This window comes from Rhodococcus huquni (assembly GCF_055231055.1).
The window spans coordinates 77,402-101,538 of sequence record NZ_JBUYWE010000005.1 but is presented as its reverse complement, the minus strand read 5'-3'; the positions used below and the strand labels follow the sequence as shown (position 1 = coordinate 101,538).

The window sequence follows — 24,137 nt, the reverse complement described above, 5'->3', positions numbered from 1 at the left end:
GGTCCTCTCTAACGAGAATTGTCTATGGAGTCGGGCACTGCACAGTCACTGGAGTCACTACACAACGGTGAGCGGTAGCGAGATCCCACGATCGGAAAAGGCGAAACCCGCGCCCGTGCTGAATCTCGTCAATGCCACCTCGGAAGCCTCCTTCACCGGCGCCTCACCCACGACGATCTCTGTAACCAGGGAGTGTGGCAGGTCTTCGACGACTCGAACGTCGAATGCGGGATTCACACCCCGAACCAACGCCACGAGGGGCCCCAGGTGTTCTGCGGTGATCCACGACGGCCATCCACCGTCGTCGTCCGCACCGGAACCCCGGCCCAGACGAACCGTCATTCGATCTCCGAGGACGATCTCGGCATCGACGTACTGATGCGGGTTCAGCGCGGGATGAAGTGCCAGCACCGTTGCGAGTCCGTTCATGTCGCCGGTGAGCTCCAGTGCGTCACGAATCCGTTCTGCGGTCAGACCCGCTATTCCAGTGAGCTGTTTGCGGGCGATCTCGAGAGACTGATCCTCGTCGCAACGCGCCCGCACCGCCATCATGAAGCCGAGCGCCAGAAGGTGCTGCTGGATACAGACTTCTTCCGCGATACGTATCAGCGCAGAGCGAGAGAAGTCCTCGAACCGCACGTCACCGAGCAGTGGGCCGCTGTAGTTTCCCCGACCGTCCTCGCTCCCGTCGATCGACGTCAGCACCACGGTGCCCGCCGCCGAAGCGCCGAGAGTCTCGGCTCGAGGTGGAAAGGGCTGCGGTTCGTTGTCCGGATCGATCGTCACCTGCCACGCACAGTGCGGGTTTCGGTCTGCGGGACGACGTGGCGGCCGGTGGATCGGCCTGACCTGAGCATGAGGGTTGGTCGCCAACGCCGTGGCATCGAACGTAGGATCCTCGACGTCGTGGCACATAGCGGTCACGTATTCGTCGCCCATCGGCTCGACGTCCATGAGTGCACCGCAGTGATCGAGCCAGAACTCGCCGTGATCGTGATCGGTCACGCTGTACCGGAAGTCCATGAACTGTGGCGGCGCGCCGATCTCGATCTGCATACCCTTGAAAAGGGTGTCCACGCCGTCCCCCTCGAAATCCAGCGCCCGTTGCATCCGCTTCGTGTAGACGGGGCTCGCCGCCATCCACTCCTCGATGGCGACCTCGGTCATGCCCTCGCGGCCGAAAGCGCCTATCAGGTGCGGCATTCCGGACCGATCGATCAGGTGTCCGCACAGCAACAGTTCACGGACCAGGACGGCCAGTTCTGGCCGCGACAAGCGTTCGAATCGGGAGGACGTCACCACAGCGAGACCGGCGCCTTTCCGGTCGGATACCACCCCGGCAGACGCCCGCTGGTCGAGCGCTGAATGCGCGCATTCATTCCATCCGACAGCGCGTTGTCGGTGATCATCTCCAGGAACAGGGCGGACACGTTGCCGAAATCGAAGAAGTCCCGTTGCCACGACCACTGGAAGTCCCCGCCGTAACGAAACCAACTGCCACCGATACCGTTCACTTGGTAATGCGAACCGTCTTCGCGGGTCTCGTCGGCAGTCTGCTTCCAGAATCCGATGCAGTCGCCCGTGCGCTCGTCGATGACGAACTGCTGGTACGGGTATTGCCACCCCTCGAGTCCCTGCATCTCCTGGCCGAGCGCGAGCTCGCGGATCTCCTCACGCCCCACGGCCATGAAGTCGTCCTTCGGACCGTAGTTCCACCCGTAGGTGGCGTCTTCGGTGTACATGTCCGCCAACGGCTTCCAGTCGCCGATGGACTCGCAGCGCTTGTTCTCGTCGATCCACTTCTCGACCATCTCGTCGAGCTCTGCCCGATCGAAACCGACCTTCTCTTCCGTCATCATTCGTCTCCATTCGATTCGAGCAGGCGCAATGCCTGGGTGGGACAGAACCGCACAGCACTCTCGACTTCGGCGCGGGCGGACTCCGGTGGGTTCTTCTCGAGGATCTCGACCTGTCCGTGCTTGGGAACCTCGAAGACGTCGGGCGCCTCGAGTTCACACATGGCATGCCCCTGACAGAGGTCCAGGTCGGCCTCGACATTCATCACTTACTCCGTTTCCGGTACCTGACGGTGCACGGCTTCGCCAGCTGCACCACCATCTTGCTGTGATCGTTCCGGTACGACTCCGAGGGTTGCGCCATCTCGAACTCCCAGTCCTGCAGCAGGATCGAGAAGATGGCCTTGAGCTGCATCAGAGCGAAAGCAGCACCGACACAACGGTGGCGTCCCGCACCGAACGGAATCCAGGTCCACCGGTTCACGATGTCTTCCTGATTCGGGTCGATGTACCGCCCTGGGTCGAACGTGTCGGGGTTCGGGAAATCCTCCGGGATCCGATTCGACACCGCCGGGGTGGCCGCGACCAGATCGTTCTCGGCGATCTCGTAGCCCGCCACCTCGAAGTCTCCGCGAGCGAGCCGCAACAGGATGATCAGCGGCGGGTGCAGACGAAGAGTTTCCTTGAGGCCGGCCTCGAGGTTCGGAATCTGGCGGAGCGCCCCGAAACTGATGTCGGAACCGTCCGAATACAGCTCGTCGAGCTCGGTCACCACCTGCTTCATGAAGTCCGGGTGCCGGAGTAGCTCGATCAGCGTCCATGCCGCAGTGCCGCTTGTCGTGTGGTGCCCCGCAAACATCATCGAGATGAACATGCCCGTGATCTCGTCTGCACTGAAGCGCTCGCGCCCCTCGTCGTCCTTGACCGAGACGAGAACGTCGAGCATGTCGCGATCTTCTTTTCCCTGAGGAGGATTCGCGATTCGCTCCGTCATGATGTCCTGCACGAGCGCGACGAGTTCGACTCGGGCCTCGTCACGTCGGCGGAAACTCTCGATGTCCGCATAGGGATCGACGAATGCGAGTGCATCCGTGCCCTGCTCCAGCTCGTGATACAGACGCGCAAAGCGCTCGTCCAGCTGATCTCGGAACTTCTTGCCGATGAGGCAGGCCGACGACGTGTAGATGGTCAGCTCGGCAAAGAAGTCGAGAAGGTCGATCTCACCTTCGTCGTCCCACTTCGCCACCATATCGTCGACTTCTGCGGCGATCGTTGCGGCGTGGCCCTTCATCTGCTCACCGCGAAGTGCCTGATTGTGCAGCATCTCCTTGCGGCGTTCGGGGCTGGCGTCGAACACGACCCCCTCCCCGAAGATCGGTTTCATGAACGGGTACGCGGCCTGCTGGTCGAGATCCTCGTCGTTCGAGCGGAAGAAGAACTCGTTTGCCTCGGCACCGGAAAGCAGCACCACATCACGGCCCGCGAGTTCGAACACACCCACGTCGCCACACTCGTCCCGCACACGCCGCATGAGCGCGATCGGATCGGTACGAAGCTCTTCGAGATGCCCGTGCTCGGTCTGCCCACCGGATACGCGCGGCGCAGTGGTCATCGGTCGACCTCCTGGGTAGATTTTTGGGTGCTCAGCGGGGCCTCCGGCTGCACCTCGGTCAAGACGATGTGTGAGCCTCGCGGCGCCGATACGGTGGCCGCGACGGCGTCCGCGATCGCGGAGGCACGCAGGAAATAGGGATGTCGGGCAAAGCCCCACTTCGACCAGTCCTCGAGTACGGGCCCGATGATCTCCGGGGTCGTATCCATTCCCATACCGGTCTGTGTCGGGCCGGGCCGCACGATCGATGCGCGAACGCCGGTGCCTTCCAGTTCCATCCGCATCTGGCGGCCCATGGCTTCGAGGCCCGTCTTCGCGGCGTTGTACGCGCCGGTTCTGGGCCGCGGAGAATCGGCGCAGTCGGAGCCGATCAGTACGAAGTCGCCGCGCCGGCGCTCGATCATTCCCGGGACGATCCGGTGCGCGAGGCGCTGAGCACCCACGAGGTGCACGTTCACCTGGGTGAGGAAGTCGTCGGGATCCATCGCGTGTGCCTGCCCGAACGCGAGATCACCCGCACCCGACAACACGATTTCCGTTGCGCCCAGCTTTTCTTCGGAGGCCGAGACGAACTCGTCCACCGATGCCGTATCGGTCACGTCGAGGCGGTGGGCGAACGCTTCTCCGCCGTTGCTGCGAATCTTCTCCGCTATCGCTTCGCACTCGGCGACTCTTCGGGCTCCGAGTGCTACGGGGTGACCGAGTTGCGCCAGCGCGTACGCCGTGGCGGTACCGATCCCGGAGGATGCTCCGCTCACGATCGCCGGACGCCGCTGGGGGTTGGGCTCGAACCTAGGCACCGCGCACCTTCACTTTCACCGGCAGCTTCGAGAAGCCCCGCACGTTGGTCGAATGAACTCGTTCTGCGCCGGCCTCGTCGACCTCGAACTCACGTACCTTCTCGGCGAATCGTGTGAGCGCGATCTTCGCCTCGAGCCGCGCCATGTGGGCGCCGAGGCAGAAGTGGGTGCCGCCGCCGAAACTGGCGATCTTGGTGGAAGAGTCACGGCCGATCCGGAACTCGTCCGCGTCCTCGAAGGCATCGGAATCGCGATTGGCCGAACCGATGAGAATCAGGACCTTGCCGCCTGCGGGGATGGTTCCTCCGTAGTACTCGATGTCCTCCGCTGCGGTGCGCGCGACGATCTGACTCGAGGTGTCGTACCGCAGCGTCTCCTCCACCCAGGCGGGAACGTTCTCGGGATCGTCCAACACGGGGCGAACCTGGTCCGGGTTCTTCGAACCCCAGTACAGCGCGTTGCCGAGGAGTTTGGTGGTGGTCTCGTTACCTGCCACCACCATCAGAAACATGAAGCCGATGATCTCGTCGTCGGTGAGCCGGTCCCCGTCGATCTCTGCCTCCAACAGTGCCGACGTCAGATCGTCGGCCGGCTTCTTGCGGCGCTCAGCCAGCATGTCCGCGTAGTAGCCGACCAGATACAACGACGCTTCCATCGCAGCGACCGGTACGTCGCGCACCCCGTCCTCGCGATGAACCACCAGGTCCGCGAGCCTTCGTAGTTCGGCTCGATCGGATTCGGGAACACCCATCAACTCCGAGATGACGTCCATGGGGAGCTTTCCTGCGACCTCGGTGATCCAATCGAAGTCACCCGCCTCCAACGCCGGATCCAGGTAGCGATCCGTCAACTCCAGAATCCGGCCCTCGAGCTCGTTCACCCGGCGGGGGGTGAATCCGCGAGAAACCAACTGGCGCATCCGCATGTGTCGCGGATCGTCGAGCGCGAGGAAGGACATCGTCTTGTGCGCCTGAGGACCGTAGGCAGCCGGATCCAACGAGACGCCGTTGGCACTCGACAACCGTTTACTGTCCCGGAACGCAGCCGCTACGTCGACATGCCGGGACAACGCCCAGAAGTCGAGGTCCGGGTTGTAGTAGAGCGGATACTCCTCGCGGAGTTGGCGATACATCGCATACGGCTCTTCGTGAAAGTCGTAGTCGTACGGGTCGAACCTCAGTGACGCTGTTGTCATCGCGATTACTCCAATATGAGCTTGGCGGACGTTTCCAATCGATCGGCGAACTTCTCGTACGTGCCGTACCCCATGCCGGCGCGAACCAGGCCACCCGAATAGAGCAGTTCGAGCGCTTCGAGCACATCGGGGTCGTGGCCGTCCCCCAGCGCGTCGGAGAGGCGTCGGCGAATCTCCAGCCCGATCCGTCCACGCAGATGCTCGACGTCGGGGTCGCGACCGAGCAGTGCGCTCGTGACTGCTCCGGCAAGTTCCGGCTCGTCGGCCATGAGGAGGGCAGTGTCGCGCAGTACCGCAACGACGCGGACCACGGGATCCTTGCCATTTGCGGTGGGCGGCTCCGATGCGGCAAGCCGGCGCCAGAACACCTCGGCCACGAGATGTTCCTTGGACGAGAAGTAGGTGTACGCCGTCGCAGGCGCCACGCCGGCGATGCTCGCGACGGATCGAACAGTGAGTCCCGCGAACCCTTCTGCACGCAGAACCTCGACCGCCGCCTTCGTCAGACGATCGACGGTGTCGGCTTGCTTCTCGGTCAGACGGCGACGCGTGGACTCGAAATTCATATTACTGGACACGTGTCTGGACGCTACTACAGTTCGGGTGCCGCAGCAACGAAAACCGCGTTCCGCTAACAGGCGTGGATCCGAACCGGCATCTCCTTGATGCCGTTGATGAAGTTCGACCGCAGGCGCCGCACGGGACCGACCGGTTCGACGCGGTCGATACGCTCGGCCATCGTCTCGAAGAGGATCTTCAATTCCAGTCGCGCAAGGTGCACCCCGAGACAGTAGTGCGCGCCGCCACCACCGAATGCCAGGTGCGAGTTGGGAGTTCGCTCGATATCGAACTCGAACGGATTCGAGAACACCGACTCGTCACGGTTCGCACTCGGATAGAAGACGACCACCTTGTCCCCCGCCTTCACAGGCTGGTCTCCGATGAACGCATCCCGAGTGGCGGTCCGCCGAAAGTCCATGACCGGGCTGACCCACCGCAGAACCTCGTCCACAGCCTTGCCCACGAGATCAGGATTCTCCCGAAGCAGTTGCCACTGCTCCGGGTGGTCGATGAACGCCTGCATCCCGCCGGCCGTCGCATTGCGTGACGTCTCGTTGCCTGCGACCACGAGAAGCACGAAGAACATGTCGAGTTCCATCTCGGTGAGAACGTCACCGTCTTCGTCTGTCGCGACCAGCGCGGTGACGATGTCGTCCTTCGGCTCCACCCGCCGCTGCGCGGCGAGTTCGTTGGCGTAGAGGAATATCTCCATCGCCGCCATCTCGCCGTCACTTTCCGTCGTCGTGAAGTCGGGATCGTCGAACCCGATCATGCGGTTCGACCAGTCGTAGAGCTTTCCCACGTCCTCGCGTGGAGCACCGAGCAACGCCGCGATCACCTCGAGGGGCAGGGGCGCTGCCGCTTCCTGCACGAAGTCCACCTCCCCCTTCTCCACGAGTGAATCCACCAGATCGACACAGATCTTCCGAATGTGCTCCTCCAGGCTCGCGATCACCCTCGGAGTGAAGCCACGGCTGACCAGTTTGCGCAGACGCGTGTGCTCGGGAGGGTCGAGGTTGATGAGCATGGCAGCCTGCTTGGCCCTGGTCTCCTCGTCGAAGTCGTCCAATTGAGTCGTGCCGACCGCGCACGAGAATGTCTCGATGTCTCTTGACACCGCCACCACGTCGTCGTGGCGAGTCACTGCCCAGAACCCACTGCCGCCTTCCTCCGGCTGCCAGTACACGGGACAGGACTTTCTGAGCTCACCGAAGAAGGTGTGCGGAACCCCCTCCAGGTAGACGTCGGGATCCTTGAGATCGGGCCGCTGGGTGCGTGCGCCGGTCACGACGGGGTCGTTCATTCTTCCCACCTCGAGTTCGCCGAGTGAAACATGTTCTATATAAACTACATAGATTCGTTTGAGAAGAAAACGGATATGCTCGAAATATGACGGCAGAGCACAAAGACGCACCGCGCAAACGAACGCGCACCCTGAGCCGGTCCAAGATCGTCGACGCCGCCGTCGCGATCATCGACGAGAAGGGGTGGGAGCAGCTGTCGATGACGCACCTGTCCGCACGAGTCGGGGTCGCGGTCGCCTCCCTGTACAACCACGTCAAAAATCTCGACGACGTCCGTGGCGCAGTACAGGTCCAGACCATGGATGAACTCGGGAAGGTCCTTCGTGCGGCGGCCATGGGCAGATCCGGGGCGGACGGAATGCATGCACTGACGGATGCTCACCGCCGATTCGCAACCGATCATCCGAAGCGCTATCTGGCACTCACTTCGGCTCCGGCCAATCGCGAGTCCTTCGTCCTCGCCGCCCTCGACGGCAATGTCGCACTCGTGGCGATGCTTCGATCGTGCGGTGTCGAGCAGGAGGACGCTCTCTCCGCTGCCGTCGCAATCTTCGCTGCCCTGCACGGGTTCGCCATGCTCGAGATCACCGATTTCCTCGGCGGCGAGATGGATGTCGACGCCATCTACGAGACCGTGCGCGACGGCGCCCTGAACTCGGTCGGGATCACTTCCGTCTGAGAAAGCCTTCGATCTCCTGCAGCGTCCACGGTGGATCGACATCGTGATCCCGGTAGGCCAGCAAGGAGGGAGCCTGCCGCTCGAACTTCCCCACGAAACAGCCCGAACCGGCCAGAATCTGTCCCGTGACACCAGCTGCGAGATCGCTCGCGAGGTAGGCGTACAACTGCGCAACGTAATGAGCCGGCGCAGGATGCAGTGACCCGTAGCGGGTGGCCTCGTCGAGCATCCCGCGCTCGTACAACTCCTCGATGTGTTCCTCGTAGTCCGACCCCTCCGACAGACGCGTCCTCGCCCCGGGACACACGACGTTGGCCCGTACACCGACGCCCTTCAACTCGGCAGCGATCGCCAGGGTCAGGCTGTTCACCGCACCCTTCCCCGCCGGGTAGCCGGTACCGCCGTAGTCGCCGAGATACGCGAAAGACCCGGTGTTCACGATGGATCCGCTCTGCTGTTCGGACATGACGCGCGCAGCGGCCCGGCAGGTGAAGAAGGCCGTGTTCAGGTGCGCATCGATGAGCTCGCGCCACTCGGCGGTGTCGATCGTGAGAATCGACGAACCGCGCGGCTCACTCACGCCCGCGCAGTTGACGAGGATGTCGACGGACCCGAAATTGTCGCGGCAACTCTCGATCAAACCGGTGGCGACCGACTCGTCGGCGGCCGAACCGACCACCCCGAGCACCTGACCACCGGCCGCAGCGACGTCGGCAACCACACCGTCGACCGCCTCTTGCACCCTGCCGTTGACCACCACAGCCGCGCCCTCCGCGGCCAAAGCGAGCGCAACCGCCCGCCCGATCCCCCTACTCGACCCCGTCACGACTGCTGCGCGTCCAGCAAGCACATTCGATCTCGTCACCATGCCTCCGATCAAGCCGTGCCGCAACAGCTTTCCACTGTGACCATTGCGCGTTACAGGTGAACATACTACAGTCCAGACACATGTCCAGAAATGAAGGCGGTGACGCATGACTCTGCGCCCGACAGACAGTTCTGCCCTACTCGTCGACGGAAAGCTCGTTCCTGGAGCGGGGGGCGTCTTCGACATCGTGAACCCGGCGACCGAAGAGGTGATCGGTCGCGCCGCCGATGCCGATGCCGGCGATATGGACTCGGCGATCGAAGCGGCTCGTCGCGCCTTCGACACCACTTCGTGGTCGCGAGACCATGCCTTCCGCGCCGGGTGTCTTCGACAACTACGGGACGCATTGCAGGGCCACATCGACGAACTTCGCGATATCACCATCGCCGAGGTCGGTGCACCCCGCTTCCTCACGAGCGGTCCACAACTCGAGGGCCCGATCGCGGACCTGGGCTATTTCGCCGATCTGGCCGAATCCTACGAGTGGGAACAAGATCTCGGTATCGCGTCCCCAATGGGAATCAAGACGCATCGGCGGGTACTCAAGGAAGCCGTGGGTGTCGTCGGCGCCATCACCCCGTGGAACTTCCCTCATCAGATCAACTTCGCCAAGTTCGGCCCGGCGCTCGCGGCAGGCAACACAGTCGTACTCAAGCCTGCCCCGGACACCCCTTGGTGCGCCGCCCTCGTCGGCAAGGTGATCGCGGAGGAGACCGACATTCCGGCGGGCGTGATCAACATCGTCACGTCCAGCGATCATGCACTCGGCGCCCAACTCTCCACCGATCCCCGCATCGACCTCGTGTCCTTCACCGGGTCCACCGCCACCGGCAAGGCGGTGATGGCGGCGGCATCCGAATCGCTGAAGAAGGTGTTCCTCGAACTCGGCGGTAAGTCCGCCTTCGTCGTCCTCGACGACGCCGACGTCTCCGGGGCCTGCTCGATCGCAGCCTTCACGGTCGCGACGCACGCGGGGCAGGGTTGCGCCATCACCACAAGGCTCCTCGTCCCGCGTGAGAAGTACGACGAGGCGATCGCAGCCACCACCAAGGGTCTCTCGGGGCTTGCCGCAGGCGATCCCAACGCGCCCGGGACCATATGTGGGCCACTCATCTCCGCAAAGCAGCGCGATCGCGTCGAGAGCTACCTGAAGCTGGCCGTCGAAGAGGGCGGGACCATCGAGTGCGGCGGAACACGGCCCGAAGGGAAGGATCGCGGATTCTTCGTCTCCCCCACACTGATCTCGGGAGTGAGCAACGACGCCCGAGTGGCTCAGGAGGAGATCTTCGGACCCGTCCTCGTGATACTTCCGCACGACGGTGACGAGGACGCGATCCGCATCGCCAACGATTCGCCCTACGGCCTGTCGGGTTCGGTATGGGGCACCGATCCGGAGCGGGTCGAACGCGTCGTCACCGGGATTCGCACCGGAACACTCAGCGTCAACGGCGGAGTCTGGTACTCGGCGGACGCGCCCTTCGGCGGTTACAAGCAGTCGGGAATCGGCCGTGAGATGGGCGTGGCCGGGTTCGAGGAGTACTTGGAAACGAAGCTAGTCGCGGCTCCCGCGCAATAGACACAGCACACTCGTCGGACACAGGAGAATTCAATGGGACGTTTCGAAGGTAAGACCGCAATCGTCACCGGTGCGGCGCAGGGCATCGGCGAGATCTACGCCAAGGCATTGGCTTCCGAGGGAGCCGATGTCGTGGTCGCAGACCTGAACGCCGAACTCGGCGAGTCGGTGGCGAAGCAGATCACCGCAGACGGTGGCAGCGCAGCATTCAAGGATGTCGATGTCTCCGACGAACAGTCGGCCAAGGACCTTGCCGAATTCACGGTCGAGAAGTTCGGCCGTATCGATCATCTCGTGAACAACGCGGCGATCTACGGCGACATGAAGTTGGACCTGCTGATCACGGTTCCGTGGGACTACTACAAGAAGTTCATGAGCGTGAATTTCGACGGCGCGCTCAACGTGACGCGCGCGGTGTGGCCGAACATGAACGAGAACGGTGGCGGCTCCATCGTCAATCAGTCGTCCACAGCGGCCTGGCTGTATTCGGGCTTCTACGGGTTGGCCAAGGTGGGCGTCAACGGCCTCACTCAACAACTCGCACACGAAATCGGCGGCATGAACATTCGTGTGAACGCCATTGCTCCCGGCCCTATCGACACCGAGGCCACCCGCACGGTGACACCAGGAAACATGGTCGCCGACATGGTGAAGACCTTGCCGCTCAAGAGAATGGGCACGCCCGACGACCTGGTCGGCGCCTGCCTGTTCCTGCTGTCCGACGACGCGAGTTGGGTCACCGGTCAGATCGTCAACGTCGACGGCGGACAGATCTTCCGATCATGACTTCCGGTGCAGCGGTCGGCTATATCGGCTTGGGCAACATGGGGGCGCCGATGGCCAAGCGTCTCCTGGACTGGCCCGGTGGACTCGTCGTCAACGACACTCGCGCGGATGCTGCCGAGAAGTTCGTCGCCAAAGGCGCGAAGCTCATGTCGAGTCCACGGGAGGTGGCGGAGAATTCCTCGGTCGTCTCGGTCACGGTTCTGAACGACGAGCAGGTGCGCGAGGTCGTGACCGGCGCCGACGGCATTCTCGCCGGGGCGCGGGAAGGACTGGTCGTCGCAATTCATTCCACGATCAGTGACATCACCGCGATCGAACTTTCGGAGCAGTGCCGCGAACACGGCGTCGAACTCGTCGACGCTCCTGTGAGCGGAGGCGCTCCCGGCGCCAAGCAGGGCAAGTTGGCCGTGATGGTCGGGGCCACCGAGTCGGCGTTCGAGAAGGTCCGTGAACCGTTCGGCTACTGGGCCGAGTTGGTCGTTCATGCCGGGCCGGTCGGCGCCGGTACCAGAATGAAGTTGGCGCGGAACCTGCTGCACTTCGTGTCCTTCACTGCTGCAGCCGAAGCCGGGCGACTCGCGGAGGCGGCAGGTATCGACCTCGTCGACCTCGGCAAGGTGGTGCGCCACACCGATGCCATCACCGGTGGCGCCGGTGCGATCATGTTGCGGGACACCACTGCCCCACTGACCGAAGACGACAATTGGTATCCGATCTTCGATCACGTCCGTGCGCTGGGCGAGAAGGACCTCGTCCTGGCCTTGGCGCTCGGCGAGCGCTTCGACGTCGATCTGCCACTCGCGAAGCTGGCGTCGATCGGGCTCGGTCCTGGACTGGGCATCGGAACACCTGTCACAGAGGAGAACTCATGACCGACGACGTGCGCGCACGCGGACTCGAGATGATGACGGAGGTCTACGGCTTCGAGATGAAGGACGGTCCCGGTGCGCACTTCGCGGTCACCGCAGATCATCTGTTCGCCGATATCTGGTCGAGGCCAGGTTTGAGTATTCGTGACCGGCGACTCCTGCTGCTCGGGGCTCTCACCGCGCAGGGTCTGGTGGACGTCGCGGAGATTCAGATCGGTGCCGCCCTGCACAACGACGAACTGGACGAGGACCAGTTGAAGGAAATCGCGTTGTTCCTCTGCCATTATGTCGGGTGGCCGCTGGGCACCAAGCTGGACTCGACCGTGGGGAAAGTACTGCATCAGCGTAAGAAGGCCGCTGAGAAATCGGAGACGTCGTAACCGTGCTGACCACAGAGCTGCTCGATCTCGTCCACGCCACACCGGGCTTCATGCCGGACGACGAGGGCGGCGCCCTGTATCAGGCAGCGGAGCAGTATCTCGGCGAAGGCGGGGTGGGAGTCGAGATCGGCACGTACTGCGGACGTTCGACGATCTATCTCGGTGACGTGGCTCGTCGCGCCGGGGCCACCGTCGTCACCCTCGATCACCATCACGGCTCGGAAGAGCACCAACCCGGGTGGGAGTATCACGACCCGACCTTCGTGGATCAGCACACGGGCCGCCTCGACACGGTGGGTCGTTTGCGCCACACCCTCGCCGACGCCGACCTCGAGAGTCACGTCGTTGCGATCGTCGGCGAATCGGCGGTGGTGTCGCGTTTCTGGCGTACGCCATTGGATTTCGTGTTCATCGACGGTGGGCACTCTTCGGCAGCCGCAGAGGCGGACCTCGACGGTTGGGCCCCGTGGGTCAAGCAGGGCGGGGCACTGTTCATCCACGATGTCTTCCCGGACCCCGCAGACGGCGGTCGGCCGCCGTTCGAGATCTACGAGCGCGCTCTCGCTTCAGGCCAGTTCGAGGAGCGGTCGGCCTTCGCCTCGCTCCGAGTGCTGGAACGCACCGGAGGTCAGACCGGCGACCCGCTCGCCTGACAGTGCTGCCCACACCGGTCTTCGCCGACCGGTAGTCCGACCGGCAGCTCGGCATCCCGGAAGATGCCGCTGCCGGGGGTGCTGCGCGAGAGTGCGTCGGCCGCAAGAATCACGGCACCGCCGGTCCAGGCGGTCTGCTCCACGGGCCAACGCTTTCCGTCGCTGTACACCAAGCCCGTCCAGTAGGAGCCGTCCGGATCGCGGAGATGCTGCATGGCGGCGAATTGCTGCAGCGCACGATCGGTGTCCCCCAAGGCGTCCAATGCGAGGACCAGTTCACACGTCTCGGCGCCCGTCACCCACGGCCGATGATCCACACATCTGATTCCGAGACCGTCTACGACGAAGTCGTCCCACCGTTCGGCGATGCGCGCGGCGGCGGCGCTACCGCGCACGGCACCGCCGAGAATCGGGTAGTACCAGTCCATCGAGTACTCGTTCTTCGCTGTGAACGCCTCGGGGTGCCGGCGTAACGAGTGCCCGAGCAGGTACTTCGCGAACTCCCATTCCGGTTGCGGATCGTCCACGAGTTCTGCGAGTCGGAGACCGCAGTACAGACTGTGATGGATGCTCGAGTTGCCCGTGATCAGTGCCTCTGCGATCGTCTCGCCGGTGGCGGCACCGCGAGCCCAATGGACCTCGCCGGACGGAGCCTGCATGTCCACCACGAAGTCGAGCGCCGCCCGGATGGTCGGCCACAGATCTACCGCGAACCCGCGATCGCCGGTGATCAGGTAGTGGTGCCACACCCCCACCGCCGGATACGCACAGAAATTGGAGTCCGCCCCGTCGTCCTCCACCACTCCGCGCCGAAACTGCATGGGCCACGACCCATCGCTCCGCTGGGTGCGGCGCAGCCAGTGGTACGCGGCTTCGGCTTCTTCTCGGTACCCGGCGGCGAGCAGGGCCATCGCTGATTCGACGTGATCCCACGGGTCGGTGTGGCCGCCTGCGAACCAAGGAAGTGCGCCGGAGTCTTCCTGCACAGCGCAGATCGAGCGTGCTGTCTGCCGACACTGCTCCGCCGTCAGTGCACCCGAGACAGCGGGAATGTCACTCGACCGCAACGGGAATTTCCGGCTTCTGAAGGTAGAACACGACGCTCTTGCCGATCACCGGATCGAGCAGTCGCTCGGCGGTGCGCGTGAGCCACGGCGCCTTCATCATGTCCCACACCAAGATCTGGTGATATGCCTTCGTCAACGGATTGTCGTTCTCGTCCACACCCACCGCGCACTTGAGCCACCAGTACGGAGAATGCAGGGCATGTGCGTGATCTCGTCCGGTCACCGTGAGACCGGCGGCCGACAGCTTGGCGGACAGCTCGTCCGCCCGGTAGATCCGGACGTGTCCCCCTTCGACTTCGTGATACGCATCGGACAGCGCCCAACAAACTCGTTCGGGTAACCACCGCGGAACCGTGACCGCCGCAACGCCGCCCGGCTTCAGAATCCGCGTCAGTTCCGCAATGGCACGAGCGTCCTCGGGAACGTGCTCGAGCACCTCGGAGATCAGCACGACGTCGAAGGAGGCGTCCTCGTACGGCAGGTTCAGGGCATCGCCCACCTGCACCTGCGCGGAGGCACCCGCCGGTGCCTCCCCTACCTCGGCCATCGCGATGAACATCTTCTCGACGTCCGCGAGCTCTTCTGCGTTCTGATCGAAGGCGATCACGTCGGCGCCTCTGCGATACAGCTCGAACGAATGCCGACCCGCGCCGGCACCGATGTCGATGACCTTGTCCCCCGGGGCCACCCCGAGCCTGTCGAAATCAACTGTCAGCACGCCTGGTTCCCCGTTTCGTTCGTCCGTCGATCACTGTCGTTCGTCGATCACTGTGCGGTACGTCTGTGCCGTACGTGCCGCCACTGCGGCCCAGCTGTACCGGTCGAGCACCCGCGCACGGCCGCCCGCACCGAGTGCAGCGCGCCGATCGGGATCGTCGAGAAGTTCTGTGAGCGCGGCCGCGAACTGCTCCGCGTTGCCCGGCTCCACCAGCAGCGCGGCTTGTTCCTCGGTGCCTACCACCTCCGGAATCGCACCCGCACGACTGGCCACCAACGGCGTACCGCACGACATCGCCTCCACCGCAGGAAGCGAGAATCCCTCGTACAACGACGGGACACAGGCGATGTCCGCCGACGCCATGAGGCGCGCCAACTCGTCGTCGTCGATACCGCTCACGGTGCGCACCACGTCGCCGATGGCGAGCTCCTCGATCAGATTCTCGGCCACCCCGCCCGGAACCAGCTTCGTCACGAGGACCAACTCGAGGTTCCGCTCCGTATGAACCTTCGCTACCGCCTGGAGCAGCGTCGAGACACCCTTCAGCGGCATGTCCGCGCTGGCCACGCAGACGATGCGGCCGGGGACCCGAGCGTCTTCCCGCGGCCTGAACACCTCGGTGTCGACCCCGAGCGGAATGGTCGTGAGTGAGTCCGCAGAGACACCGAAGGCGCGAACGATGTCGTCGGCGGAGGACTGGGACACCGTCAGGAGTGCCGGAATACGGCGGGCAACCCGCTTCTGCATTCCCAGAAAGCCGTACCAGCGACGCACTGTGAATCGCCGAAGGCGCCGCGCCTGTGCCACATCGAGCTCACGGTCGCGGGTGATCGGATGGTGAATCGTCGCGACGAGTGGCAGTCCCGATTCCTGGATCTTCAGCAAGCCTGATCCCAGGCACTGATTGTCGTGGACGACATCGAAATCTCCCGCGCGACCACGCAGGATGCGCGCCATGCGCATGCTGAACGTCCGAGGTTCCGGGAAACCCGCAGTCCACATCGTGGCGAGTTCGAGGACGTCTATGCGATCGCGAATCTCACGTGGATGCGGGGTGCGGAAAGGGTCGGGATCGCGGTACAGGTCCAAGCTCGGCACCTTGGTGAGCACGACGCCCGGGTCCAGTTCGGGGTAGGGCTGCCCCGAGAACACCTCGACGTAATGCCCCAAGGCCACCAGCTCGCGGCTCAGGTGCCGTACGTACACACCCTGTCCACCACAGTGCGGCTTGCTTCGGTAAGACAACAGTGCAATTCGCACAGCATTCGACCTCTCGTGAACAGTTGCTGTAACGCCACGCTAACTATCGCACGGTCGCCGTAGCGTCACCTTCGCGCAAACCGTCGAGTTTTCCGGCGAGACGTTCCAGGTAGGCGAGGACCTCGGGCTCGCTCTTGTCCGGCATTCCGTGCACAACTTCGGTGACCCCGAGGTCACGCCAACGCGCCAGCTTCTCGACATCGGGTTTGCCGTCGAGAACGACGATCTGCGGCGCTCCCTCGCGACCCGCCGCCGCCCACTTGTCCTGGAGCATCTTCACTCGATCGTCGATGTCCTGCTCGACAGGAGTGGTGATCCAGCCGTCGGCCGAACGGACGATCCAATTGAAGTTCTTCTCGTTGCCGGCCGCGCCGACCAGGACCGGCGGAATCCGCACCGGCTTCGGCCACGCCCAGCTCGGTCCGAACTTCACGAACTCGCCGTCGTAGGACGCCTCTTCGTCGGTCCACAGCGCGCGCATCGCCTCGAGGTATTCACGGAGCATCGTGCGACGCCGGCCCGCGGGCACATTGTGGTCGGTGAGCTCGTCGATATTCCATCCGTAGCCGACGCCGAGGACCACCCGGCCACCACTGAGATGGTCGAGCGATGCGATCGTCTTCGCCAGGGTGATCGGATCATGCTCGACGGGCAGCGCGACAGCGGTACCCAGCTGGATGCGATCCGTCACCGCGGCGATCGAGCCGAGCGTCACCCACGGATCGAGAGTGCGCATGTACCGATCGTCCGGCAACGAGCTGTCGCCGGTCTGCGGATGTGCCGCATCTCGTTTGACCGGAATGTGGGTGTGCTCCGGCACGTAGAACGTGTCGAAGCCGTTGGCTTCCGCACCACGCGCCGCGGCATTCGGACTGATCCCTCGGTCGCTCGTGAACAGGGTGACACCGAACTTCATGACTTCTCCTCGCGTCGATTCATGTGGACATTCGCGTCGGACGCCTGTCCGGCAAGCGGCCCGGATGTTGCGTCAGGCCCCGTAGACCGGTGTCGGCGTCTCGGCCTTCGCCAGCAGATCGGCGACCACGGGTCCGATCTCGTCAGGCTTCCAACGGTCGCCCTTGTCCTGAGACGGACCGTGGCGCCAGCCCTCGGCCACGGTGATCTTGCCGCCCTCGACCTCGAACACCCGGCCGGTGACGTCCGCCGATTCGGCGCTGGCCAACCACACGACGAGCGGGGAGATGTTCTCGGGCGCCATCGCGTCGAAACCCTCCTCGGGCGCAGCCATGGCCTCCGCCATCGCGCCGCCGGCACCTACCGTCATGCGGGTGCGCGCCGCGGGCGCGATCGCGTTGACGCGGATCCCGTAGTTCTTCATTTCGGCGGCGGCCTGGATGGTCAGCTCGGCAATTCCGGCTTTGGCCGCCGCGTAGTTTCCCTGGCCGATCGAACCCTGCAGTCCCGCACCCGAACTGGTGTTGATGATGCGCGCGTCCACCGGGCGCCCGGCCTTGGACTCCGCTCGCCAGTAGGCAGCAGCATGACGCAGCGGAGCGAAGTGCCCCTTGAGATGCACGCGGGTCACCGCATCCCATTCCTGCTCGCTCATCCCGACGAGCATCCGGTCACGGAGGAAACCGGCGTTGTTCACCAGCACGTCCAACCGTCCGAACTCGTCGATGGCGCTCTTGACCAGGTTCTCGGCCCCGGCCCAGTCCGCCACGTCGTCGCCGTTGACGACTGCCTCGCCGCCGGCTTCCTTGATCTCTGCGACGACCTGCTCGGCGGGACTCTCCCCCGTGTTGCCGCCATCGATTCCTGCTCCGATGTCGTTCACCACGACCTTCGCGCCTTCGGCCGCGAAAGCCAGTGCGTGCGCACGTCCGATGCCACGTCCGGCGCCCGTCACGATGACGACGCGCCCGTCCACCAATCCGCTCATGAGTTCTCCTTCGTAGATGCCGCAAGAAATGCGGGACGTTCGCCGCCGCCGTGGACGGTCAGTGTCGATCCGCTGACGTACTCCGCCAGCGATGAAGCAAGGAACACGGCACTGTTGCCGATATCCGCGGGACGCGCCATCCGGCCGAGTGGGACCGTCTCGCCCACCGCGGCAACACCCGCTTCGTCTCCGTAGTGCAGGTGGCTCAGTTCGGTCTCCACCATTCCGACCACCACTGCGTTGACGCGTACCTTCGGCGCCCATTCGACCGCGAGCGAACTGGTCAGGCTGTCCACGCCTGCCTTCGCGGCGCCGTACGCGGCGGTCCCTGGGGAGGGCCGCGAACCGCTCACGCTCGAGATGTTCACGATGGCGCCGCCACTGTCCTGGGTCTGCATGACCTCGTTCGCGGCCTGGGAGACCAGCAGCGGCGACAAAAGGTTCAGTTCGACGATCTTCGAATGGAACTTGGGACTCGCGTCGGCAGCGAGCGCGAACGGCGAACCGCCGGCGTTGTTCACCAGCACGTCGAGTCGACCGTGTCTCTCGACGATCCCCGCGATCATGGTCCTGACCTGCTCCGGATCACGCACGTCGCATGCCGCGAACTCGATTCCGACCGTGTCTCCGTCGGGGTCCACCGCCTCGACCGGCTCATCCGCTGCACGGCGAGCGCAGGTCACCACGGTGGCGCCCGCCTGCAGGAAGGCCCGGCTTATTCCGGCACCCACCCCGCGCACACCTCCTGTGACCAGCACGATTGCGCCGTCAAGACCTGTTTTCACCGATACCTCCGCGTGTGGACGTCAGCGCAGTCCGAGCCGAGAGCTTCGGAATGACACATGTGCTAACTTACCAAGCAATCGCTTGGTTTGGTCAACAGACGTTAGGAACGTGCCATGGGCATCACCTCCAACACCGACGGGGCCGGCATCACCACGGTCACCGTGGACTACCCGCCCGTGAATGCCATCCCCTCCAAGGGCTGGTTCGAACTGGCCGACGCGATCCTCGACGCAGGCAGGGACCAGAGCACGCATGTCGTGATCCTGCGAGCCGAGGGTCGGGGCTTCAACGCCGGCGTCGACATCAAGGAGATGCAGGCCACCGAGGGGTACGGCGCACTCGTCGCCGCCAACCGCGGATGCGCTGCCGCCTTCGCCGCCGTGTACGACTGCGCTGTCCCGGTCGTCGTCGCCGTCAACGGATTCTGCGTCGGTGGCGGAATCGGGCTCGTCGGCAATGCCGACGTCATCGTCGCTTCCGACGACGCAGTCTTCGGCCTCCCCGAGGTGGATCGCGGAGCGCTCGGCGCCGCAACACATCTCGCTCGACTCGTCCCGCAACACATGATGCGCACCCTCTATTACACCGCCCAGAACGTGACGGCACAGCAGCTGCAACACTTCGGCTCCGTGTACGACGTGGTGGCCCGGGACAAGCTCGACGACACGGCGCGCGACATCGCGTCCAAGATCGCCGCGAAGGACACTCGCATCATCCGCTGCGCCAAAGAAGCCATCAACGGCATCGACCCCGTCGACGTCAAGACGAGCTACCGCCTCGAACAGGGGTACACGTTCGAGCTCAATCTCTCCGGCGTCTCCGACGAGCATCGCGACGAATTCGTCGAAACCGGTAAGACCCGCACCAATTCGACCCAGAAAGAAGGCTGACTCCACATGGCCGGCAAGCGTGACAAGAGGATGTCGCTCGACGACGTGGTCGGCGAGCTCCGCAGCGGAATGACCATCGGCATCGGCGGCTGGGGATCGCGCCGTAAGCCGATGGCACTGATCCGCGCGATCCTGCGCTCCGACATCAAGGATCTCACCGTAGTGACGTACGGCGGGCCCGACCTCGGCTTGCTCTGCTCGGCAGGCAAGGTGAAGAAGGCGTACTACGGCTTCGTTTCTCTGGACTCGAAGCCCTTCTACGACCCCTGGTTCGCCAAGGCTCGCACCGGCGGCGAGATCGAAGCCCGCGAGATGGACGAGGGCATGATCAAGTGCGGCCTCGAGGCCGCCGGAGCACGCCTGCCGTTCCTTCCGATCCGCGCCGGTCTCGGTTCGGATGTCCGCACGTTCTGGGGTGACGAATTGAAGACCGTCGACTCCCCCTACCCGAACGCCGACGGCCGGACCGAGACGCTGATTGCGATGCCGGCCCTGAATCTCGATGCGGCACTGGTTCATCTGAACATCGGCGACAAGCACGGCAACGCCGCCTACACCGGTGTCGACCCGTACTTCGACGACCTGTATTGCGCCGCAGCCGAAAAGCGCTACGTCTCCGTCGAGCGAGTCGTGGAAACGGAAGAGCTCGTCAAGACCGTGCCGCTGCCCAATCTCATCCTCAACCGCATGATGGTCGACGGGGTCGTCGAGGCACCGAACGGCGCGCACTTCACGCTCGCCGGCGACAGCTACGGCCGCGACGAGACGTTCCAGCGCCACTACGCCGAATCGGCGAAGGACCCCGAGTCCTGGCAGAAGTTCGTGGACACCTACCTCTCCGGCAGCGAGGACGACTACCAGGCTGCCGTGAAGAAGTTCGGACAGGAGAACCAGTCATGAGCGAAACCACCACCGCCGTCACTCGCGCGGAGTACTGCGTGATCGCGTGCGCCGAAATCTTCTCCGGTGCAGGTGAAATCATGGCCAGTCCAATGGCAACGGTGCCGCTCATCGGCGCTCGCCTGGCACGCCTGACCACCGAACCCGATCTGCTCATCACCGACGGTGAAGCCCTGATCTTCGCTGACACTCCCGCCGTCGGAGCGAAGGCCGACATCGAGGGCTGGATGCCGTTCCGCAAGGTCTTCGACGTCGTCGCTTCCGGCCGTCGCCACGTCGTCATGGGCGCGAATCAGATCGATCGTCACGGAAACCAGAACCTTTCCGCGTTCGGTCCGCTGCAGCAGCCCACTCGCCAGATGTTCGGTGTGCGCGGCGCACCTGGCAACACCATCAACCACCCCACCAGTTACTGGGTCGGCAAGCACTCGTCTCGGGTGTTCTGCGACAAGGTCGATGTGGTCTCCGGTGTCGGCTACGACCAGGTCGATCCGGACAACCCGGCCTACCGCTTCCTCGACCTGCCGCGGGTGGTCACCAACCTCGGAGTCTTCGATTTCGGCGGACCGGACCACACGCTGCGCGCACTCACCCTGCATCCCGGCGTCACCACCGACGAGGTCGCGGAGAACACGTCGTTCGAGGTTGCCGGACTCGCCGACGCGGGCGTCACCCGCGAACCGACCGACGAAGAACTGAGCATCATCCGCGAGGTTCTCGACCCGCGCAGCCTCCGCGACCGCGAGGTGACGGTGTGACCGCACACCTGAAGACGCCGCTCACCGAGTTGGTGGGCGTCGAGCATCCGGTGGTTCAAACCGGCATGGGGTGGGTATCGGGCCCCCGACTGACCGCGGCAACCGCCAACGCGGGCGGTCTCGGCATTCTCGCTTCCGCCACGATGACGTACGACGAACTCGAGGCGGCCATCGCGAAGACGAAGACGCTCACCGACAAGCCGTTCGGCGTGAACATGCGCGCGGACGCCACCGATGCACCGCAGCGCATCGATCTGCTGATCCGCGAGAAGGTCAGAGTCGCCTCATTTGCATTGGCACCCAAGAAGGAACTGATCGCGAAGCTCAAGGACAACGGCGTCGTGGTCGTGCCGTCGATCGGCGCTGCCAAGCACGCGGTCAAGGTCGCATCCTGGGGTGCGGACGCCGTGATCGTGCAGGGCGGCGAGGGCGGCGGCCACACCGGCCCTGTCGCGACGACGCTGCTGTTGCCGTCGGTGCTCGACGCAGTCGACATCCCGGTCATCGCGGCGGGTGGCTTCTTCGACGGCCGCGGTCTCGCCGCTGCCCTGTCCTACGGCGCAGCAGGCGTCGCGATGGGCACGCGATTCCTGCTCACCAGCGACAGCGCGGTTCCCGACTCGGTGAAGCAGCAGTACCTCTCACGCGGTCTGCAGGACACCACCGTCTCCCGCAAGGTCGACGGTATGCCGCACCGGGTTCTGAACACCGAACTCGTGAACAGCCTCGAGCACTCGGGCAACGTGCGCGGTCTCGTCGCAGCAGCCAAGAACGCATCGAAGTTCAAGTCGATGACGGGCATGAAGTGGTCGTCCCTCGCCAAGGACGGGCTGGCGATGAAGAAGTCCGGCGACCGAACCTGGCAGCAGATCATCATGGCCGCCAACACACCCATGCTCCTGAAGGCCGGACTGGTCGAGGGCAACACTCACGCCGGCGTCCTCGCGTCCGGGCAGGTCGTGGGCATGCTCGACGATCTGCCGTCGTGCCAGGAACTCATCGACGGCATAGTCGCCGATGCCGTGAAGCGCATCGACGCGGTGTCTGCTCTCCGCACCTGACACCCCCCCCTTTCGACGAATGTCACACCGGTTCAGCTCACGCGAACCGGTGTGACATTCGTCGGGGGGTGCGTCAGTTTGCAGCCGCAGCTTTGGCTGCGATCCGGGCCTGAACCTCGGGTCTGCGTAGCGGCGGAACCGTCTTCGGTGGCTGCCGTCGATGCGGCACGGCAGTCAGCAGTTCGGTGGTCGCCACGGTAACCGCCGCAACAGCCTTTTCGAACGGCTCACGGTTCGCGTCGGACAGCTTCTGGATTCCACTCACTTTGCGTACGTACTGTCGCGCTGCCGCCTCGATCTCCTCGGAGGTTGCGGCCGGCTCGAGTCCGCGCAGTTCGGTGATGTTTCTGCACATGACTCGACGATAGCGCCGATCTGTGTCGGTCGTCACATGTCAGGAGCGTGCAGGTTCGAGTTCGTCCTCGCGCGACGTCTGCACGGACGGCGTCTCGTTCGAGAGCTTACGCGACTTGGCAGCGACGACCGCCGCCACCATCAACACCATTGCAACAATGCACTGAGAGCTGCCCACGAGTTCGACGACCGCGCCCTCGACCCAACCCGACGTCTCGGTGTTCAGCACGAAGTTCGGTCCGATCAGCCATATCACGGTCGCAACGCCGATGAGTGGACGCCAACTGCGGTACTGAGGGGCCAGCAACAGCGGAATCAGCAGGACGCTGTACGTCCAGTGGTGAGTGACGGCGATCGGTGCGGCGAGCAGCGAGCCCAGCGCAACGATCCCGAGCGCCACGACATGCTCGCCTGCCCTCGAGAAGCGGTAGGCCGCCCACGCGGTCGCGGCGACCACGATCACGACGGCGAGCCCCCACAGAACACTCTTGAGCATGCCGTCGGCGCCGAGCCGTGCCAGGAGACCGGTGATCGCCTGGTTCCGGAAGAACCCGGGCGGGCCTGCGCGACCGGTGGAGAAGAACTCCGCGGTCCAGAACCACTTGGACGAGTCGGGCAGAACCCAGAATCCGAGCAGCATCGTTGCAAGCACCGCACCGAGTGAACGTCCGATGGAACGGAAGTCCCGACGCACGAGGAGGACCAGCAAGAACGCCCCGGGCGTGATCTTGACAGCGGCGGCAAGGCCGATGGCGATGCCGCGGAACCGACGCGGAATGACGCCAGTCAGGTCCGCGACGACGAGCGCCATGAGAATGATGTTGACCTGGCCGAATGCGAAGTTGGAGCGCATCGGCTCAAGAAGAAGAACCGGACCGAGGACGGCAAGCGCGACCATCGACGAACGCTGGAAGTCCAGCTTGGCGAACACCATCTTGAGCGTCCACCACACGAGCACGAGGTTCATCGCACACCACATGACCTGCAGAGCCGTCTGGTTCACGTCGGCCATCGGTGCGAACAGAATCGCTGCAAACGGTGCGTAGATGAACCGGAAACCGGACGTACTCGGGAAGTCGTTCGAATACAGCGGCATCCCGTGCAGGAAGGCCCCGCCCGCGTCCCGGAACACCGACAGATCCATCAGATAACCCGTCGCGGCCTCGACCACGTAGACGACGATCATGAACAGCGAAATGATCGTTCCGACCGCGATCAACGCGGTAGCAACCGGGTGAGCTTCGGCCTTCGATCGAATCTGCAACAAGAGTTCGTTCTTTCGGGATCGGCTACGGGTCAACGCCCCACCCTAGCGGCCTCGTGACCGGATCGTGACAGAGAGCAACTTTCCCCTGACGAAT

The 24,137-nt window shown here is 64.1% G+C and carries 27 protein-coding genes; 10 read left to right on the top strand and 17 right to left on the bottom strand.

Going from position 1 to position 24,137, the window contains the following annotated elements; all coding sequences use genetic code 11:
- Positions 1-57: 57 nt before the first annotated feature.
- From ACZI8R_RS11670 to ACZI8R_RS11635, 8 genes are all read right to left on the bottom strand, one after another.
- A complete protein-coding gene (locus tag ACZI8R_RS11670) occupies positions 58-1,302 on the bottom strand; it encodes a hypothetical protein (protein WP_463379779.1) in 1,245 nt (414 codons plus the stop codon).
- The gene (locus ACZI8R_RS11665; RefSeq protein WP_463379778.1) at positions 1,296-1,859 is read right to left on the bottom strand and encodes a Cif family virulence factor; all 564 of its coding nucleotides are present in this window, start codon (positions 1,857-1,859) and stop codon (positions 1,296-1,298) included. Before ACZI8R_RS11665 ends, ACZI8R_RS11670 begins: the two co-directional genes overlap by 7 nt.
- Positions 1,856-2,062, bottom strand: coding sequence for a ferredoxin (locus ACZI8R_RS11660; RefSeq protein ID WP_463379777.1), 207 nt, complete (start codon positions 2,060-2,062; stop codon positions 1,856-1,858). The genes ACZI8R_RS11665 and ACZI8R_RS11660 overlap by 4 nt, the downstream gene beginning before the upstream one ends.
- Positions 2,062-3,408: a cytochrome P450 gene (locus tag ACZI8R_RS11655; RefSeq protein ID WP_463379776.1), complete on the bottom strand. Its 1,347-nt coding sequence runs from the start codon at positions 3,406-3,408 to the stop codon at positions 2,062-2,064. Before ACZI8R_RS11655 ends, ACZI8R_RS11660 begins: the two co-directional genes overlap by 1 nt.
- Positions 3,405-4,208, bottom strand: a complete 804-nt coding sequence (locus ACZI8R_RS11650; RefSeq protein WP_463379775.1) for an SDR family oxidoreductase — start codon at positions 4,206-4,208, stop codon at positions 3,405-3,407. The genes ACZI8R_RS11655 and ACZI8R_RS11650 overlap by 4 nt, the downstream gene beginning before the upstream one ends.
- Positions 4,201-5,403 (bottom strand): cytochrome P450, encoded by a 1,203-nt coding sequence (locus ACZI8R_RS11645; protein ID WP_463379774.1) that lies wholly within the window; start codon positions 5,401-5,403, stop codon positions 4,201-4,203. Before ACZI8R_RS11645 ends, ACZI8R_RS11650 begins: the two co-directional genes overlap by 8 nt.
- Positions 5,404-5,408: 5 nt before the next feature.
- Positions 5,409-5,969: a TetR/AcrR family transcriptional regulator gene (locus ACZI8R_RS11640; RefSeq protein ID WP_463379971.1), complete on the bottom strand. Its 561-nt coding sequence runs from the start codon at positions 5,967-5,969 to the stop codon at positions 5,409-5,411.
- A gap of 65 nt (positions 5,970-6,034) precedes the next feature.
- Complete coding sequence (locus ACZI8R_RS11635) at positions 6,035-7,267, bottom strand: cytochrome P450 (protein ID WP_463379773.1); 1,233 nt, start codon at positions 7,265-7,267, stop codon at positions 6,035-6,037.
- A gap of 86 nt (positions 7,268-7,353) precedes the next feature.
- Between ACZI8R_RS11635 and ACZI8R_RS11630 the strand changes: the two genes are divergently transcribed.
- The gene (locus ACZI8R_RS11630; RefSeq protein ID WP_463379772.1) at positions 7,354-7,947 is read left to right on the top strand and encodes a TetR/AcrR family transcriptional regulator; all 594 of its coding nucleotides are present in this window, start codon (positions 7,354-7,356) and stop codon (positions 7,945-7,947) included.
- Here ACZI8R_RS11630 and ACZI8R_RS11625 read toward each other — a convergent pair.
- Entirely contained in the window at positions 7,934-8,815 is an 882-nt protein-coding gene (locus ACZI8R_RS11625) for an SDR family NAD(P)-dependent oxidoreductase (protein ID WP_463379771.1), read from the bottom strand. The genes ACZI8R_RS11630 and ACZI8R_RS11625 overlap by 14 nt on opposite strands.
- A 106-nt stretch (positions 8,816-8,921) precedes the next feature.
- Here ACZI8R_RS11625 and ACZI8R_RS11620 point away from each other — a divergent pair, with 106 nt between their 5' ends.
- From ACZI8R_RS11620 to ACZI8R_RS11600, 5 genes are read left to right on the top strand one after another with little or no spacing between them, the layout of a single operon-like run.
- Positions 8,922-10,391 carry an aldehyde dehydrogenase gene (locus ACZI8R_RS11620; protein WP_463379770.1) on the top strand — a complete coding sequence of 490 codons (1,470 nt, stop codon included), beginning with the start codon at positions 8,922-8,924 and terminating at the stop codon, positions 10,389-10,391.
- 33 nt (positions 10,392-10,424) lie between these two features.
- Positions 10,425-11,177 (top strand): SDR family oxidoreductase, encoded by a 753-nt coding sequence (locus ACZI8R_RS11615; RefSeq protein WP_463379769.1) that lies wholly within the window; start codon positions 10,425-10,427, stop codon positions 11,175-11,177.
- Positions 11,174-12,049, top strand: a complete 876-nt coding sequence (locus ACZI8R_RS11610) for an NAD(P)-dependent oxidoreductase (RefSeq protein WP_463379768.1) — start codon at positions 11,174-11,176, stop codon at positions 12,047-12,049. The genes ACZI8R_RS11615 and ACZI8R_RS11610 overlap by 4 nt, the downstream gene beginning before the upstream one ends.
- Positions 12,046-12,426, top strand: a complete 381-nt coding sequence (locus tag ACZI8R_RS11605; RefSeq protein ID WP_463379767.1) for a carboxymuconolactone decarboxylase family protein — start codon at positions 12,046-12,048, stop codon at positions 12,424-12,426. Before ACZI8R_RS11610 ends, ACZI8R_RS11605 begins: the two co-directional genes overlap by 4 nt.
- 50 nt (positions 12,427-12,476) lie before the next feature.
- Entirely contained in the window at positions 12,477-13,079 is a 603-nt protein-coding gene (locus ACZI8R_RS11600; protein WP_463379970.1) for a class I SAM-dependent methyltransferase, read from the top strand.
- On the opposite strand, the gene ACZI8R_RS11595 is transcribed toward ACZI8R_RS11600, so the two are convergent.
- The 6 genes from ACZI8R_RS11595 to ACZI8R_RS11570 all read right to left on the bottom strand — a co-directional run bounded on the left by ACZI8R_RS11595 (position 13,055) and on the right by ACZI8R_RS11570 (position 18,812).
- Entirely contained in the window at positions 13,055-14,146 is a 1,092-nt protein-coding gene (locus ACZI8R_RS11595) for a glucosidase family protein (RefSeq protein WP_463379766.1), read from the bottom strand. The two genes, ACZI8R_RS11600 and ACZI8R_RS11595, sit on opposite strands and share 25 nt — an antisense overlap.
- The gene (locus tag ACZI8R_RS11590) at positions 14,133-14,864 is read right to left on the bottom strand and encodes a class I SAM-dependent methyltransferase (protein ID WP_463379765.1); all 732 of its coding nucleotides are present in this window, start codon (positions 14,862-14,864) and stop codon (positions 14,133-14,135) included. Before ACZI8R_RS11590 ends, ACZI8R_RS11595 begins: the two co-directional genes overlap by 14 nt.
- Positions 14,865-14,894: 30 nt before the next feature.
- Positions 14,895-16,124, bottom strand: a complete 1,230-nt coding sequence (locus tag ACZI8R_RS11585) for a glycosyltransferase family 4 protein (protein ID WP_463379764.1) — start codon at positions 16,122-16,124, stop codon at positions 14,895-14,897.
- Positions 16,125-16,167: 43 nt separating this feature from the next.
- Positions 16,168-17,040, bottom strand: a complete 873-nt coding sequence (locus ACZI8R_RS11580; protein ID WP_463379763.1) for an LLM class F420-dependent oxidoreductase — start codon at positions 17,038-17,040, stop codon at positions 16,168-16,170.
- A gap of 72 nt (positions 17,041-17,112) precedes the next feature.
- Positions 17,113-18,027 carry an SDR family oxidoreductase gene (locus ACZI8R_RS11575; protein WP_463379762.1) on the bottom strand — a complete coding sequence of 305 codons (915 nt, stop codon included), beginning with the start codon at positions 18,025-18,027 and terminating at the stop codon, positions 17,113-17,115.
- Positions 18,024-18,812, bottom strand: coding sequence for an SDR family oxidoreductase (locus tag ACZI8R_RS11570; RefSeq protein WP_463379761.1), 789 nt, complete (start codon positions 18,810-18,812; stop codon positions 18,024-18,026). The genes ACZI8R_RS11575 and ACZI8R_RS11570 overlap by 4 nt, the downstream gene beginning before the upstream one ends.
- 114 nt (positions 18,813-18,926) lie before the next feature.
- Here ACZI8R_RS11570 and echA20 point away from each other — a divergent pair, with 114 nt between their 5' ends.
- From echA20 to ipdC, 4 genes are read left to right on the top strand one after another with little or no spacing between them, the layout of a single operon-like run.
- Positions 18,927-19,703 carry a (7aS)-7a-methyl-1,5-dioxo-2,3,5,6,7,7a-hexahydro-1H-indene-carboxyl-CoA hydrolase gene (gene echA20 / locus ACZI8R_RS11565; protein ID WP_463379760.1) on the top strand — a complete coding sequence of 259 codons (777 nt, stop codon included), beginning with the start codon at positions 18,927-18,929 and terminating at the stop codon, positions 19,701-19,703.
- 6 nt (positions 19,704-19,709) lie between these two features.
- Positions 19,710-20,603 carry a cholesterol ring-cleaving hydrolase subunit IpdA gene (gene ipdA, locus ACZI8R_RS11560; RefSeq protein WP_463379759.1) on the top strand — a complete coding sequence of 298 codons (894 nt, stop codon included), beginning with the start codon at positions 19,710-19,712 and terminating at the stop codon, positions 20,601-20,603.
- Positions 20,600-21,361 (top strand): cholesterol ring-cleaving hydrolase subunit IpdB, encoded by a 762-nt coding sequence (ipdB, locus tag ACZI8R_RS11555; protein ID WP_463379758.1) that lies wholly within the window; start codon positions 20,600-20,602, stop codon positions 21,359-21,361. Before ipdA ends, ipdB begins: the two co-directional genes overlap by 4 nt.
- The gene (ipdC, locus tag ACZI8R_RS11550) at positions 21,358-22,422 is read left to right on the top strand and encodes a (3aS,4S,5R,7aS)-5-hydroxy-7a-methyl-1-oxo-octahydro-1H-indene-4-carboxyl-CoA dehydrogenase (protein ID WP_463379757.1); all 1,065 of its coding nucleotides are present in this window, start codon (positions 21,358-21,360) and stop codon (positions 22,420-22,422) included. Before ipdB ends, ipdC begins: the two co-directional genes overlap by 4 nt.
- A 73-nt stretch (positions 22,423-22,495) precedes the next feature.
- Here the strand turns inward: ipdC and ACZI8R_RS11545 are convergent, their stop codons facing one another.
- Together ACZI8R_RS11545 and ACZI8R_RS11540 are read right to left on the bottom strand one after the other, a co-directional pair.
- Entirely contained in the window at positions 22,496-22,777 is a 282-nt protein-coding gene (locus tag ACZI8R_RS11545) for a DUF2277 domain-containing protein (RefSeq protein WP_463379756.1), read from the bottom strand.
- A 39-nt stretch (positions 22,778-22,816) separates the two neighbouring features.
- On the bottom strand, positions 22,817-24,043 hold the full coding sequence (locus tag ACZI8R_RS11540) for a glycosyltransferase family 87 protein (RefSeq protein WP_463379969.1): 1,227 nt from the start codon (positions 24,041-24,043) through the stop codon (positions 22,817-22,819).
- Positions 24,044-24,137: the final 94 nt, after the last annotated feature.